Source organism: Streptomyces echinoruber (assembly GCF_014651135.1).
GTDB lineage: Bacteria > Actinomycetota > Actinomycetes > Streptomycetales > Streptomycetaceae > Streptomyces > Streptomyces echinoruber.
Map to the genome: position 1 here is coordinate 75223 of NZ_BMWH01000010.1, position 14733 is coordinate 89955.

General features: G+C 74.7%; 10 protein-coding genes. 8 read left to right on the plus strand and 2 right to left on the minus strand.

From position 1 onward, the window contains the following. Nucleotides 1-128 precede the first annotated feature (128 nt). The 3 genes from IE225_RS14375 (at nt 129) to IE225_RS14385 (ending at nt 2234) form a co-directional block, all read left to right on the plus strand. On the plus strand, nt 129-752 hold the full coding sequence (locus IE225_RS14375; protein WP_190057880.1) for a TetR/AcrR family transcriptional regulator: 624 nt from the start codon (nt 129-131) through the stop codon (nt 750-752). A gap of 82 nt (nt 753-834) precedes the next feature. After that, nucleotides 835-1536: a ribonuclease HII gene (gene rnhB / locus IE225_RS14380; protein ID WP_190057881.1), complete on the plus strand. Its 702-nt coding sequence runs from the start codon at nt 835-837 to the stop codon at nt 1534-1536. 68 nt (nt 1537-1604) lie between these two features. Next, nucleotides 1605-2234 carry a hypothetical protein gene (locus IE225_RS14385; RefSeq protein WP_190057882.1) on the plus strand — a complete coding sequence of 210 codons (630 nt, stop codon included), beginning with the start codon at nt 1605-1607 and terminating at the stop codon, nt 2232-2234. A 325-nt stretch (nt 2235-2559) separates the two neighbouring features. On the opposite strand, the gene IE225_RS14390 is transcribed toward IE225_RS14385, so the two are convergent. Then, complete coding sequence (locus tag IE225_RS14390; protein ID WP_190057883.1) at nt 2560-3171, minus strand: hypothetical protein; 612 nt, start codon at nt 3169-3171, stop codon at nt 2560-2562. 516 nt (nt 3172-3687) lie between these two features. Then, nucleotides 3688-5853 (minus strand): RecQ family ATP-dependent DNA helicase, encoded by a 2166-nt coding sequence (locus tag IE225_RS14395; protein WP_190057884.1) that lies wholly within the window; start codon nt 5851-5853, stop codon nt 3688-3690. A 190-nt stretch (nt 5854-6043) separates the two neighbouring features. On the opposite strand from IE225_RS14395, the gene IE225_RS14400 reads away from it, so the two are divergent. The 5 genes from IE225_RS14400 (at nt 6044) to IE225_RS14420 (ending at nt 14418) form a co-directional block, all read left to right on the plus strand. Next, nucleotides 6044-7636: a DUF4192 domain-containing protein gene (locus tag IE225_RS14400; RefSeq protein ID WP_190057885.1), complete on the plus strand. Its 1593-nt coding sequence runs from the start codon at nt 6044-6046 to the stop codon at nt 7634-7636. 859 nt (nt 7637-8495) lie between these two features. Beyond that, entirely contained in the window at nt 8496-10391 is a 1896-nt protein-coding gene (locus tag IE225_RS14405) for a glycogen debranching N-terminal domain-containing protein (protein WP_190057886.1), read from the plus strand. Between the two features lie 176 nt (nt 10392-10567). Next, on the plus strand, nt 10568-11326 hold the full coding sequence (locus tag IE225_RS14410; RefSeq protein ID WP_190057887.1) for an NUDIX hydrolase: 759 nt from the start codon (nt 10568-10570) through the stop codon (nt 11324-11326). Between the two features lie 118 nt (nt 11327-11444). Beyond that, nucleotides 11445-13364: an ABC transporter ATP-binding protein gene (locus IE225_RS14415; protein ID WP_190057888.1), complete on the plus strand. Its 1920-nt coding sequence runs from the start codon at nt 11445-11447 to the stop codon at nt 13362-13364. A 163-nt stretch (nt 13365-13527) separates the two neighbouring features. After that, the gene (locus IE225_RS14420; protein WP_190057889.1) at nt 13528-14418 is read left to right on the plus strand and encodes a FadR/GntR family transcriptional regulator; all 891 of its coding nucleotides are present in this window, start codon (nt 13528-13530) and stop codon (nt 14416-14418) included. Nucleotides 14419-14733: the final 315 nt, after the last annotated feature.

Consider the following 14733-nt stretch of genomic DNA (forward strand, 5'->3'; position numbering starts at 1 on the left):
AGTGAGCCCCTTATAGAGAACGCAAGCGTTCACTTGTGGTGTCGTCGTGTGGAGTCCCCCTCTGCCGCCCGCGGCCGCGCCCGTCCCACCCCGAACAGTTCCGCTCCCTCGCTCCCGGAGAGACAACGATGGCTATCTCGCGCCGGCCGGCCGCACCCGTCCGGCCGGCCTCCCCGCGCCGACGCGGCGCCGTGCTGGAACGCGCGATCCTCGAGGCGGCGCTCGAGCAGCTCGGCACGGTCGGCTGGAACGGTCTGACCATGGAAGGCGTCGCCGCCGGCGCCCAGACCGGCAAGGCGGCCGTGTACCGCCGCTGGCCGTCCAAGGAGGACCTCGTCGCGGACGCCCTGCGCTCGGGGCTGCCGCCCCTGGACCACGCGCCCGACACCGGCAGCCTCCGCGAGGACCTGCTCGCGCTGTGCCGCATGCTGCGCGACGCGATGCGCTCCCGGCCCGGCAACGCGGTCCGCTCGGTGATTCACGAATGCGATCAGGCCCAGGCCGAGCGCTTCCAGAGCGTGATCATCGACGTCGTGGTGGAGCCGGTCGTCAAGCTGATCCGTGAGATCGCCACCCGCGGAATCCAGCGCGGCGAGGTGCGGCCCGAGGCGGCCAATGGCTACGTCTTCGACGCGCTCCCGGCGATGATGATGTACCGCACGAAGATGTACGGCTGCGAATGGGACGACCCCGATCTCGAGGCGCTCGTCGACCAGTTGATGCTGCCGCTGCTGCGCAGGGACGGCACCTGAGAGCGGTGGGCCCCGGTCCCCCGTGCGCCACGGGGGACCGGGGTGTCGCCGGATGATCCGGTCGGCGTACGCTAAGGGCGCCATGCCGTACGAACCGCCTACTCACGCCGTCGAGCGCTCCCTTCGGGCCACGACCGGAGCGAAGGTCATCGCCGGGATCGACGAGGTGGGGCGCGGGGCGTGGGCCGGCCCCGTCACCGTCTGCGCGGCGGTCACCGGACTGCGCCGCCCGCCCGAGGGCCTCACCGACTCCAAGCTGCTGACCGTCAAACGGCGCACCGAACTCGCCGAGGAACTGCGGCAGTGGGTGACGGCGTACGCGCTGGGGCACGCCTCACCGGAGGAGATCGACGACCTGGGGATGACGGCGGCCCTGCGGCTCGCGGCCGTCCGTGCCCTGGAGGGCCTGCCGGTGCGTCCGGACGCCGTCATCCTCGACGGCAAGCACGACTACCTCGGCACGCCCTGGAAGGTCCGCACGGTCGTCAAGGGCGACCGGTCCTGCGTGGCGGTCGCGGCGGCCTCGGTGATCGCCAAGGTGCACCGCGACACGATGATGGCCGAACTGGGCGCCGACCACGCACACTTCGGTTTTGCGGACAACGCCGGGTATCCCTCGCCCGTGCACAAGGCCGCACTGGCGGAGTGGGGACCCACCCCGCACCACCGTTTGTCGTGGGCGTATCTTGATGCGCTGCCCCGGTGGCGGCACCTCAAGAAGGTCCGCGCAGGGGTGGACGGAGGCGTTCCGGAGATCGAGGGCCAGCTCGGCTTCGATTTCTGACGATTCCGCTCGCACTTGTGTGCCACCCGTTCACGCGAGCCGCACCAGCGTTTGATAAAAAACAGCCCATGCCTCTCATTCCCGAGGAGCCTCAGATTCACGAGAGTGCCCAGGGTCCCCGCGCCACTTCGGCCGGCGGCCGCACCGTGCCGAGTCCCCGCCCCGTGCCCGGCCCCCGCCCCGCGGCTCCGCCGCGCCCAGGCCGCCCCGGTGCCCTGCGACCCACTCCCCCGGCGCAGCGCACGCAGCGCGACGCCGCGGCGGCCAGGCCGTCGGGCCCGGATGCTGCCGCCGCCCAGACGTCGGCGACCCCCCAGATCCAGCTGATCCCGGCGCCGGCCGACGGCGCGCTCGACGCCGCCGAGGAGGCCGTCGACCTGCTCCTGGACTCCGGCCGTGCCCCCGGCGACGTGCTGGTGATCACCACCGGTGAACCGCACCCGTGGGCCGCGCACGAGCTGTCCTTCGGCGAGGACTCCTACTGGGCGCAGCACGACGCCGGCGACGACGTCTTCTACACGGACGCCGCCGCGGCCTCCCGCGCCGGTTCCCGTCCCGTCGTGGTGGTCGCCCTCAACGGCGGCAGCGACGCCACCGCGGCCGCCGCGCTGCCGCTGGCCCACTCCAAGGCCGGTTCCCTGCTGATCGTCTGCGGCGACCCGCAGCGGATCAACTCGGTGCTGGGCGCGGGCGTCTGAGGCATTGGCGTACGCCCCGGTGCTGCCCGTGGGTGGACGCGGGAGCGCGTTCACGGGCGGACGCGTGCGCTCCTGCCTGCCGCGGGGCGGTGCCGAGGGGCGGCGCGTGAGCCGTGGTCTGCGCGAACCGGTCTGTGCGTTTCCCCTTGCCGCGGCGTGGATTCACGGCCGGAGGCCGGGCGCGGCTGCGGGCCCACGATGCTGGATGTCGTAGGGCTGGATGCCGGGGTTCCGGTGGACCCGTGGCGGGAAAGCGGGTGCGTGCAGCGGGTTGGCCGGGCGTCAGGCGGTCGGCGGAACCGAGGAGGCGGTCGGCGAGGGCGGCTCAGCGGGCCGCCGCGCGGCGCATGGCCTCCGAGGCGGCGCCGCCGGTGCGGGGCAGGGGAGGCCGGTCGGTGGAGGCGGTGAACGGCTCGCGCGCCGAGAGAGCGTTCGGGCGGCGGCCGCCGCGGCCCTCGCCCATGACCTGCCAGCCGTCCCGGGTCAGGGTGATGTAGGCGCCGCAGCGCAGTCCGTGCAGGGTGCACGCGTCGCGCAGGCCCCACATCCACGCGCCGTCCTCCTCCGTCCAGTGCGTGTCGCCGTCGCGGCAGTAGAGCAGCACGGCGGTGTGCACGGGAGTGCGGCGCCGCAGGTCGTGCGGGATGATCCGGCGCAACTGGGCGAGGAGCGCGTTGCGGAACATCCAGCCGTCCGCCGGCGCGCTGCCGCGCGGGAAGGAGGCACTGGCCCGCAGCCGCTCGTCCTGGTCGAGGACCGCGACCACCGCGATCGCCGGACCGGGATGGTGCCGGGCGTGCAGTCCGCTGACCACCTCGCGGGGGTTGCGCAGCAGGGGGATGCCGGCCGCGGCCCACTCCGCCGGTTCGAGCACACGGTGGACGGAGGCGGTCGACGCCGACAGCGACGCCGAGGACGGAGCGAATCCGAAGGTCACGATCCTCCCTTCTGCGACGGGCCCGTACGGCGGGCAGGGACGGATTCCGCTGAACCGCACACCACAGGGCAGCCCTGACGATCACGGGAGCTGTGCGGAGAACAGGCTTCAATTCTTCCTGTCGAACGTGAATGCGGCAACGAGCAAATGAGGCAGCCGACCGTTATCGGACCATGTGGGGCTTATATACGTGACCTTTGGTCCCGGGGGCACCGCAGAAGCCGTACGTTGCCTGTGAGGCGACTGAGCCCACACGTTCGTACGTCATGAAGGGGCGGGCCGTCCAGCGGTGTGCGCCGACCGGCGGTCGAACAGCCGTCTACCCGCGCCCGGTCCCCTTCATGCCGCGGAAGCCGTCCCGCCGAGCGGTGTGGGAACCGCCCGTCCACGCGGTGGGAGCCACCGTCTCCTTGGACGGCGCCATCCAAGGAGCGCGCCGTCCATGGGGAGAGCCTCCGTCCGTGCGGTGGGAGCCGCCATCCACACGGTGGGAGTCGCGGTGCGGCCTCGGGATGCTCATCCCTGGATGGCCAGGACCAGGGGCAGCACCGCCCGGGCGCCGGCGCGGCGGAGCAGGCGGGCGGCCACGGCGAGGGTCCAGCCGGTGTCGGTGTAGTCGTCGACGAGCAGCACGGGTCCCGGGGTGGCGGCGAGGGCGGCGGCCAGGCCGGGCGGCACGGTCAGCGCGCCGTCGAGGGCCTTGAGACGCTGGGCGCTGTTGCTGCGGGCGATCCGGGGCACGTCGCCGGCGTACTCGACGCAGCCCAGCAGCGGCAGCCGCCCGACCTGCGCGATGTGCGCGCCGAGCGAGCCGATCAACCGCGGCCGGCTGCGGGAGGCGACGGTGACCACGCCGACGGGACGCGGCTGCGCGTCCGCCGCCCCGGAGGCCCAGCCGCCCGGTCCCTTCGCCCAGTCGGCCAGCACCTCCACCACGGCCCGCGCCACATCCTCGGGCACGGGTCCGTCCGGTGCCTGGGGCGCGAGCATGGGCCGCAGCCGGTTGCCCCAGCCGATGTCCGAAAGGCGCCCCAGCGCCCGCCCCGGCGCGGCCTGTTCACCCGCCGGGATACGGCCCTTGAGGTCGACGCCCACCGCCGCCAGCCCGGTCGGCCACATCCGGCGGGGCTCGACCTCGACACCGGCGCGGCCCAGGTCGGCGCGGGCCGCCTGCAGCGCGGCGGGGGAGAGGTCCGCGGTGAAGCGGGCGCCCGCGCAGTTGTCGCACCGGCCGCAGGGACCGGCGGTCTCGTCGTCCAACTGGCGCTGCAGGAACTCCATCCGGCAGGTCGTCGTGGCGGCGTACTCGCGCATCGCCTGCTGCTCGGCCCGCCGCTGCCGGGCCACCCGGTCGTAGCGCTCCGCGTCGTACGTCCAGGGCCGGCCGGTGGCGATCCAGCCGCCCTTGACCCGCCGCACCGCCCCGTCCACGTCGAGGACCTTGAGCATGCTCTCCAGGCGGGACCGGCGCAGCTCCACCAGGGGTTCCAGGGCGGGCAGCGACAGGGGCCGGTCCGCGCGGGCGAGCACGTCGAGGGTGCGGCGGACGACCTCCTCCGGCGGGAAGGCGAGCGAGGCGAAGTACTCCCAGATCGCCTCGTCCTCCGGTCCCGGCAGCAGCAGCACCTCGGCGTGTTCGACTCCGCGTCCCGCGCGGCCCACCTGCTGGTAGTAGGCGATGGGGGAGGAGGGCGAACCGAGGTGCACGACGAAACCCAGGTCGGGCTTGTCGAAGCCCATCCCCAGCGCCGAGGTGGCCACCAGGGCCTTGACCCGGTTCGCCAGCAGGTCCTCCTCCGCCTGCTGCCTGTCGGCGTTCTCCGACTTGCCCGTGTAGGAGGCGACCGGGTGGCCGCGCTGCCGCAGGAAGGCGGTGACCTCCTCGGCGGCGGCCACGGTGAGCGTGTAGACGATCCCGGATCCCGGCAGCTCGTCGAGGTGGTCGGCGAGCCAGGCCATCCGGTGCGCCGCGTCCGGCAGCCGGAGCACACCCAGGCGCAGGCTCTCCCGGTCCAGCGGACCGCGCAGCACCAGCGCGTCGGACGTGCCGCCGGTGCCGAGCTGCTCGGCGATATCGGCCGTCACCCGGGCGTTGGCGGTGGCGGTGGTCGCCAGGACCGGGATGCCCGGCGACAGGTCACCGAGCATGGTCCGCAGCCGCCGGTAGTCCGGACGGAAGTCGTGGCCCCAGTCGGAGATGCAGTGCGCCTCGTCCACGACCAGCAGCCCGGTCGCGGCCGCCAGCTTGGGCAGGATCTGGTCGCGGAAGTCGGGGTTGTTGAGGCGCTCGGGCGAGACCAGCAGCACGTCGACGCCGCCCGCGTCGATCTCGCCCTGGATCGTGTCCCACTCCTCGACGTTGGAGGAGTTGATGGTGCGGGCGCGGATGCCGGCGCGGGCGGCGGTCTCCACCTGGTTGCGCATGAGCGCGAGCAGCGGCGAGACGATCACGGTCGGGCCGCTGCCCCGGGACCGCAGCAGTGACGTCGCCACGAAGTACACCGCGGACTTGCCCCACCCCGTGCGCTGGACGACCAGGGCCCGGCGCCGGTCGGCGACCAGCGCCTCGATCGCCCGCCACTGGTCCTCGCGCAGGCGGGCGGTGCCCGTGTCGTCCCCGACCAGCCGGGCGAGGACGGCGTCCGCCTCGGTCCGGAGATCCGTGTTGCCCGTGTGCTCCATGCGTCCCAGTCAACAGGACGGCACTGACAATCGGGCGGCGGGTCGGCGGGAGCGCGCTGCCGGACGCTCGGGCGCCGGATACGGCGCGGCCGCGCCCGGCGTCTGCACACGGACCCCGGATTGATGTGTCCCTGATGGGAGTTATCCACAGGCTCAAGCGGAATGTGGCGATCTGCGAGATCGTCGGCGCATGACGAATCACAGCGGAGACCACCGCGACACCACCGGCTCCTTCGGCAACGACGACCTCCACCGGTCGGACGCCGCCCGCGCCGCTTCGGCCGACGACCGCGTCATGCACGGCGCACACGGCACCGAGCAGCAGGTCACCTTGCGCACTCCGGCCGAACTGGCCGACGCCCTGCCCTACTTGCTCGGCTACCGCCCCGAGGACAGCATCGTCCTGGTCGCCCTGCACGACCAGGACGGCCGCGGCCGGTTCGGCGGCCGGGCCCGCCTCGGTATTCCCGCCGACGAGGCCGACTGGAGATGCGCCGCCGAGCAGCTGGCCCGTGGCCTCGTCACGGGCAGCGAACGCCGGGGCGCCAGGCCCGGACAGATGGTCGCGTTCGTGTGCCAGGAGCCCGCCCCCGGCGAAACCGGACGGCAGGTCAAGGAGCGTCTGCATCCCCTCGTCCAGGCCCTGCGCGAAGAGTGCGGACGCCTCGACGTCCCGGTGATCGAGGCGTTGTGCATCTCCGACGGCCGCTTCTGGTCGTACTGCTGCCCGATCGAGTCGTGCTGTCCCCCCGAGGGCACGCCGATGGGCCTGCCCGGCACCTCCGTGCTGGCGGCCGCGGCCACCTACGCCGGCATCCAGGTCCGCGGCAGCCTGCGCGAACTGCGCGCCCGCCTGCTGCCCTGGGAGACCTCCGCCACCCGCGAGCAGGAGGCCGCGCTGGACGCCGCGGAACGGCAACTGGTGCCCCGGATCCTGCACGACGCCACCCGGGAAGCCGTCGCCGAGGAGACCCTGGACCTCGCCGAGCGGATCATCAAGCGGTTCGCCGAGGCGCCCCCCGTCTCCGGCACCGCCCCGGCGGACCTGCGCGACGACCAGCTCCTCGGCCACGAGGAGGCCGCGGCGCTCATTCTCGGCCTGCAGGACCGCACGACCCGCGATCACGCGGCGGCGTGGATGGAGGGCGACGAGGCCGTCCCGGCGCTGCGCCTGTGGCGGGCCCTGGCCCGCCGCTGCGTCGGGCCCTACGGCGAGCACGCCGCCGCACCCCTCACTCTCGCCGGCTGGGTGGCCTGGTCCACCGGCGACGAACTGGAGGCCCGCGAAGCGCTGGCCATGGCGCTGGGCGCGGACCCCGACTACCTCTTCGCCCGGCTGCTGCACCAAGCCTGCAACGAGGGGCTGGACCCGGAGTCGATCCGCCGGTGCCTGCGGGCGGAACGAGCGGGCCGCGCCCACCGCGCACAGCGGGCCCGACAGGGCGAGCCCGAAGGGAGCGGCGGGGCGGTGTCCGGCACCACAGGCGACCCGCAGGGCCTTCCCACCCCGTTTCCGGAGGACGTGGCCGAAGGCAGCCGGCGAAAGTCCCCGTCCCATTCCACGGCAACCGGACCGGCCTCGTCACGCCGCCGCATCCGCCCGGCGTCCGCCGTCCCGGACAGCGACCGACCGGCCGTGACCAGGACGGACCCCGCGCGTCCGCACACTCCCGGCCCGACCGGCCGCCCAGCGCGTACCACCGGGAAGGGCGTTGCGCGACGCCGTGTCACAGGTTCAGGCAAGGCCCGGCAGGGCGGTGAGGCCGGGGAGACGGAGGCGTGAGCCCTTTCGGGGAGGGGACCTGTCCGCCGGTGTCCGCGGCACCGCAGCACGGGACGGACGCCGCCCCACCGAGCACCTCACGGGCGGCCCCGGCATCGCCTCACACGGAGCCCACCCGCCCGACCGCGGGACGCCGCCCGACCCCAGGACGCGGTCCGACCCCGGACGGCGGTTCGCTCCCGGACGGCGGTTCGCTCCCGGATGGCGGGCCGACCCTGGAACGCGGGCCGGCCGCCGGGCGGCAGCCCGCCCCACCGGGGGACTCCCCAGCCACCGGGTTGCTGCGCCGCGGCCCACGGGATCGCGGCCCACGGGGGACGCGCGTTGCCGCCGGCGCACGCTGCACGCCCCCGGCAGCGGTGTTCCGCTCCGCTCTGCCCGCGCCGCCCGCACTGTCCGTCCGCCATCCGGTCGGCTCGGCGGCCCGTGGGCGTGACCGACAGCAGTCCCGTTCCGTTCACCTGAGTGGCGCAGCGTCCGGACGGGCCGCGCCACCCGACCCCAGGCATTCCGGACCTCCGTACCCGGCGCCGAGCACGCCCAGGCGCACAGAGCGCAGAGGAAGCACCTCATGCACCAGCCGACTCCGCCCTCCGCCGCAGGTGACCACCCGCTCCCCGGCACACCCGCACCACTCGCCGGTGGCGGCGCGGCCGGGCCCGCCCACGACTCAGGAGGGGTACCCCACCGCCCGCTACCGCCTCCCTTCGGAGGAACCTCTTCACCGACCCCGACCCCGATCCCGCTCCCGGCTTCGGCCCTGGCCTCGGAGCGTCCCACCGGCCCGCCCCCGGCCCCGGGCCGCGCCACCGCCTTTCCTCCGGCACATCACGCCCTCGTCTGCGTCGCCCTGCCGGGAATGGTCATCTCCACGAAGGACGGCCAGTTGTACGGCCGGGGGCTGGAGGGCTTCTACCGCGGCGGCCGGCGTCTGCTCTCCCGTTGCGGGCTCCGGGTCGCCGGACACACTCCCCTGCCCGTGCAGGCCCGCAGTACGGCGGCGGATCGCGCCCGCTTCGTCGCCACCCTGCGCGCCTCCCCCGGAACGGGCCCGGACCCGGACGTCGTCGTGGAGCGCGCCCGTGACGCGGACGGCACGGAACGGATCACCCTGCGCAGCGCCGCCGCGCACCCGGTGCGCCTGCCGGTCGAGGTCGCGCTGGGCACCGACCTGGCCGACCTCGGCGCGATCGCGTCCGGCCGCGCCGGCCCGGAGCTGGCCGCGAGCGTCCGCGGCGGCGGCCTGCACTGGTCCGGGCCCGGCGCGCGCGTCTCGGTCACCGCCGACCCGGCGCCCACCGACGCCCTGGCCTCCGCGGGCCTCCTGCGCTGGGAGTTCGACCTCCCCCCGGGCGGAACGGCAGAGGTGGAGCTGCGGGTACGGCAGGACGGCGCGGGGCCCGTCCGCGCGGCGGGCCACGTGGCCACCAACCCGCTGGCCGCCGCACGCGCCGACGGCGATCACCCGGTCGTTCCGGAACTGTTGCGGACCAGCATCGAGGACCTCCGGGCCCTTCTGCTGCGCGACCCGGCCCACCCCGCCGACACCCATCTGGCGGCCGGAGCACCCTGGCGCTGCGGCCTGGCACCGGCCGACGCGCTCGCCGCCGCCCGCATGGCCCTGCCCCTGGGCACCCGGCTCGCCGCAGGCACCCTGCGCGTCCTCGCCCGCACCCAGTTCCTGGGGGCGGGGTGGCGCCAGGGGATGATCCCCGGGCCCCGGCGGGACGCCGGCGCCCACCTGCCGCCCGCCTGCACGGGCATGGAGGCCACCCTCCTGTTTCCGGCGCTGCTCGCCGAAGCCCGCAGATGGGGACTGCCGGACCGCGAGACGGAGCAGTTGATGCCGGCCGCCGAACGCTGCCTGACCTGGCTGCGGGCCGCCACCGCGGACGGCCCGTACGTCCTCGACCCGCATCCGGGCGGTCCCGCCCGCTGCGAGGTCCAGGCCCACGCCCACCGGGCCGCACTGCTCGGCGCCGACCTGCTCGACGCCTGCGGCAGACCGGGCGGCACCGAGCTGCGGCAGTGGGCGCAGGAGCTGCGGGCGGCGTTCCGGAGCGACTTCTGGATCGAGGACCGGGGCGGCGGAAGACCGGCGGCCGCACGTCTCCCGGACGGCCGCCTCCTGTCCCACCTCGGTGCGGGCGCCGCCCACCTCCTCGACACCGGCCTGCTCAGCGGCGGCGAGCAGGCACCCGGCCTGCTCGACAAGGTGCAGACCGAGCAACTGGCCCGGCTGCTCGGCGGCCCGGCCATGGACTCCGGGTGGGGACTGCGCGGGCTCGGCACGAAGGAGGCGCAGTACAACCCGTTCGGCCACCGCACCGGGGCCGTACGGGTCCACGAGACCGCCGTCGCCGTCGCGGGCCTGGCCGCCGCCGGCCACGAGCAGGAGGCAACCTCCCTGCTGCGCGGCGTCCTGGCCGCCGCTCAGACCTTCGAGCACCGTCTGCCCGAGATGTACGCGGGCGAGCAGCGGACCCCGGGCAGCGCCCCCGTGCCGCACCCGGCCGCCTGCCGGCCCTCGGCCACGGCAGCCGCAGCCGGAGTCCTGCTGCTCACCACCCTGGCCGGCATCCGCCCCGACACCCCGGCCGGAACCGTCACACTCCGCCCCGTGCGCGGCGCACCCCTCGGCGAGATCGTCCTCACCGGCCTGCGGGTCGCCGGCGCCTCCTTCGCCGTGCGGGTCGGCCGCCTCGGCCTCGCCATGGTCGAGGCGGCCGCCGACGGGCTCCAACTCGGTTCGTGAGAAAGGGACAGAGATAAGGACACGAGCACGACGACACCCGGCACCGGACGCCCCGGCCCGGGGCACGGCCACCCCCTCCGAGCACCGGACCGCGCGGAGCGGGACACGGCGGACCGACCACCGACGCGACCGGCGAAAGGAGTGCTTATCGTCAGGAAGACGACTATGATCGCGGCATGCCCTACGACCCGTCAGCCTTTCCCCCCTTCGCCGTCACCGTCGACCTGGTCGTGCTGACCGTGCGCCGCCACTCCCTGTGCGCGCTGACGGTACGCAGGGGCGAGCCGCCGTTCCAGGGGCGCTGGGCACTCCCCGGCGGCTTCGTACGGGCCGACGAGGACCTGGCACAGGCGGCGGCACGCGAACTGTGGGAGGAGACCGGTCTGCGCGTCCACGACCCGTCCGTCCCCGCCCAGGACAACGGCGCCCACCTCGAGCAGCTCGCCACCTACGGCGACCCCAAGCGCGACCCCCGCATGCGCGTGGTCAGCGTCGCCCACCTCGCTCTCGCCCCCGACCTGCCCGCCCCCCGGCCCGGCGGCGACGCCAGCAACGCGCGCTGGGCACCCGTCGAGGAACTGCTGCAGCAGGGCGGCTACGGCCGTGACGGCGAACCGGTGGCGCCGCTCGCCTTCGACCACGCCCAGATCCTCGCGGACGGCGTGGAACGCGCCCGCTCCAAGATCGAGTACTCGTCGCTGGCCACGGCCTTCTGCCCGCCCGAGTTCACCGTCGGCGAGCTGCGCCGCGTCTACGAGGCCGTGTGGGGCGTGGCCCTGGACCCGCGCAACTTCCACCGCAAGGTCACCGGCACCCCCGGCTTCCTCGTCCCCACCGGCGGCACGACCACCCGCCAGGGCGGCCGCCCGGCGCAGCTCTTCCGCGCCGGCGGCGCCACCCTCCTCAACCCGCCGATGCTGCGCCCCGAGGTCTGACGGGCCGGCCGGCTCCGCACACGGGACGCGGACCCGGAGCCGCTCCGAGGCGCCGCCCTCGGCGGAGTCCGCCCTGCGCTGACCGAAAAAACGGACATAGCGCGCTATCTTGCTGCGGGTGATCCAGGCCTTCGGACTGACCAGCGCCCCCCGCAAGGACCTCCCGCCCGCCGTCGAGGACGTCTCCTTCGAAGCCCGCGCGGGCCACGTCACCGCGCTCCTCGGTGCCCCGGGGGCGGGCAAGACGACGGTGCTCAGACTCATGCTCGAACTCCAGGAGGGCCGGGGCATCACCTGCTTCAAAGGTCGCCCCTTGCACCGCATCCCCCATCCGTCACACGAAGTCGGCGTCCTGCTCGGCGACGTGCCCGGCCACCCGGCCCGCACCGTCCGCGGTCACCTGCGCATGCTGTGCGCCGCCGCGGGCGCCCCGGCGCGCCGCGCCGACGAAGTCCTCGAAGCCGTCGGGCTGGTCAGCCTGCGCGACGAACGCCTGGGCACCCTCTCCCGCAGCATGGACCGCCGCCTCGGCCTGGCCTGCGCCCTGCTGCCCGACCCGCACACCCTTGTCCTGGACGAGCCCGCCGAGGGACTCTCCTTGCGCGAAGGCCGCTGGCTGCACGGCATGCTGCGGGCGCACGCGGCCCGGGGCGGCACCGTCCTGTTCACCACGGCCGATGCCAAGGAGGCCGCCCGCACCGCCGACCGCGTCGTCACACTCGACGGCGGCCGGCTCGTCGCCGACCAGGAGGCCGCGGACTTCGCCCGTACCCGGCTGCGCCCGCGCGTCGTCGTCCGCAGCCCCCACGCCGCCCGCCTCGCCGCCGTCCTGGCCAGGGAGGCCCGCACCGCGCACCGCTCCGTCGAGGTCGTATCCGAGGAGGGCAACCGGCTGTCGGTGTACGGCAGTACGTGCGCCGACATCGGCGAGACCGCCTTCCGCCACGGCATCCTCGTCCACCAACTCGCCGACGAGACCGGCGACATGGGACCGAAAGCCGCCACCACCCCGCTCGGCGGCCCGGTCGCCGCCGACGCACCGCCCGCGCCCGGCACCGCACCCGCGGCGGACCAGGCGCGGCAGTCCCACCCCGGGGCCCGGCCGACCGCCGGTTCGCCCCCCGCCCAGGACGCCCCGCCCCGGGCGCCGGCAAAAGCGGCGGAGGCGGCCCGTGCGCCGGGCGCCCCCGAGCCGCCCGCCACCCCCTCCTCCGGGACCTCCTCCGGGACCTCCTCCCCCCTCCCGCCCCCCATCTGCGTCCGCCCCGCCCCCAGCCCCCTCCGTCCCCTCCGCTACGAACTGCGTCGCGTCGCCGGAATCGGCACCGGTTTCCTGACCGGGGCCGTCGTCCTCGTCACCTCGGTCCTCACCGCCGTCCTGGCCGCCCGGATCGGCCACACCCCACAGGCGCGGCTGCTGGCGGCATGGCCGCGGCAGCTGCCGCTGCCGCCCGCGGCGCTCGGTGCGGGGCTGCTCGGGGCCCTCGCGTTCGGCGACGAGTTCCGCCACCCCGCCCTGGCCGCGGACCGCGGCACCGTGCCCCGCCGGCTGGGGCTGCTCACCGCGAAACTCGCCGTCGCCGGGGCCATTGCGCTGGCACTGGCCTTCCTGACCGTGGGGTGCGACGCCGAGGTGCTCTACGTGATGTACGGACGGGAAGTCGCGCAGGTCCCCGCGGACTGGCTCGCGCTGGGGGCGGGCTGGGTGGGCCTGGTCACCGGGTGCGCCTGGGCGGGCGTGCTGGCGGCCGGCGTCTTCCGCTCCACCACGGCCGGGCTCGCGGCCGTACTCGCCGTACCGGTCGTCGTCGTACCCCTGGTGCAGAAGGCACTGGAGGGGCCGGCCGTGCGGACGGCGGCCGGGTTCCAGGTGCGGATGCGCGAGGTGTTCCTGCTGCAGTGGCCCTTCGGCGGCGACCGGTACCTGGTCGCGGCGGCCAGGGTGATCGCCCAACCCGTGGGCGGCGCGCTGACGTTGTCACTGTCCGCACTGCTGTGCGCGTACTTGCTCACGACCCTGCGCAGCCGGGCGCGATGACAACGATGCGCACTCGTTCGATCTCACTGTGTGCACAACTCCCCCAAGGGAAGCCCATTTCTTTCCGATAAGGCGTCAATTACGGCGAAGGGGGCGATCACCCTTTCGTGTGCTTTTCACCAAAGCCCTCAAGGGAGTTGGAGGCAACGCCGACAAAGGATGCGTGAGTACCCTTGCGCACACCATGATGACCGCCGCCCGCTCCGCCGACTCCGGTCTGGCCGGCCCGGGCGAACTCGACCGCTACCCGTACGCCGAGACCCCCGCCGCCGACCGGGGTGCCGCAGCGCCCGTCTGGGAGGGTGCCGAACCGGAGATGGGCCGGATGAGCCGGCGTGCGGCCGGCAGCCGTGGACGCGGACTGCACGGCCAACTCGTCCAGCAGCTTGGTCAGATGATCGTCTCCGGCGACCTGGGCGCCGACCGGCCGCTGGTGCCGGAGGAGATCGGCCAGCGGTTCGAGGTGTCCCGCACCGTCGTCCGCGAGTCGCTCCGCGTCCTGGAGGCCAAGGGGCTGGTCAGCGCCCGCCCGAACGTCGGCACGCGCGTGCGTCCCGTCAGCGACTGGAACCTGCTCGACCCGGACATCATCGAGTGGCGCGCCTTCGGGCCGCAGCGCGACGACCAGCGGCGCGAGCTGAGCGAGCTGCGCTGGACCATCGAGCCGCTCGCCGCCCGCCTCGCCGCCGGTCACGGGCGCGACGAGGTCCAGCAGCGCCTGTCGGACATGGTCGAGATCATGGGGCACGCCCTCGGGCAGAGTGACGCGCTCACCTTCTCCCGGGCCGACGCCGAGTTCCACTCGCTGCTCATCCAGGTCGCCGGCAACCGCATGCTCGAGCATCTCTCCGGCATCGTCTCGGCCGCCCTGCAGGTTTCCGGCGGCCCTGTCACCGGCTGTGACCGGCCGACCGAGGCGTCCCTGACCCAGCACACCCGGATCGTCGACGCCCTCGCCGCGGGCGACGGCGCCACCGCCGAGGCGGCCATGCGCCAACTGCTCACCGTTCATCCCGAGGTGGAGCGAGTGGTGCCCGCGCCGCGGGAGCACTGACCGCGGTGGCTCCGTCCGGACCCGATCCGGACAGTGCTCGGCCCCGGCCGGTCGCGCCTGGCAGGCCCGTCCGGTCTCCTTCGGTCTTTTTCGGTCCCCTCCGGTCAGCGGCGGTGCGCGTACGGCTGCGGCCCCGTCCTTCCGCCGGCCCGGGCCGGCTTGTGCCGGCGATGCGCGCCCGCCGTGCCGGGCCGGACGCGGTCGCCGCACGGGTGATCCTTTACGTCCCTGTGTGACCGCTCTTGAGCGTTTATGGGGTGTGATTCGGGCCACGCGGATTGGGCGTAACGCTCATGGGAGCAGCGCGATGACCTA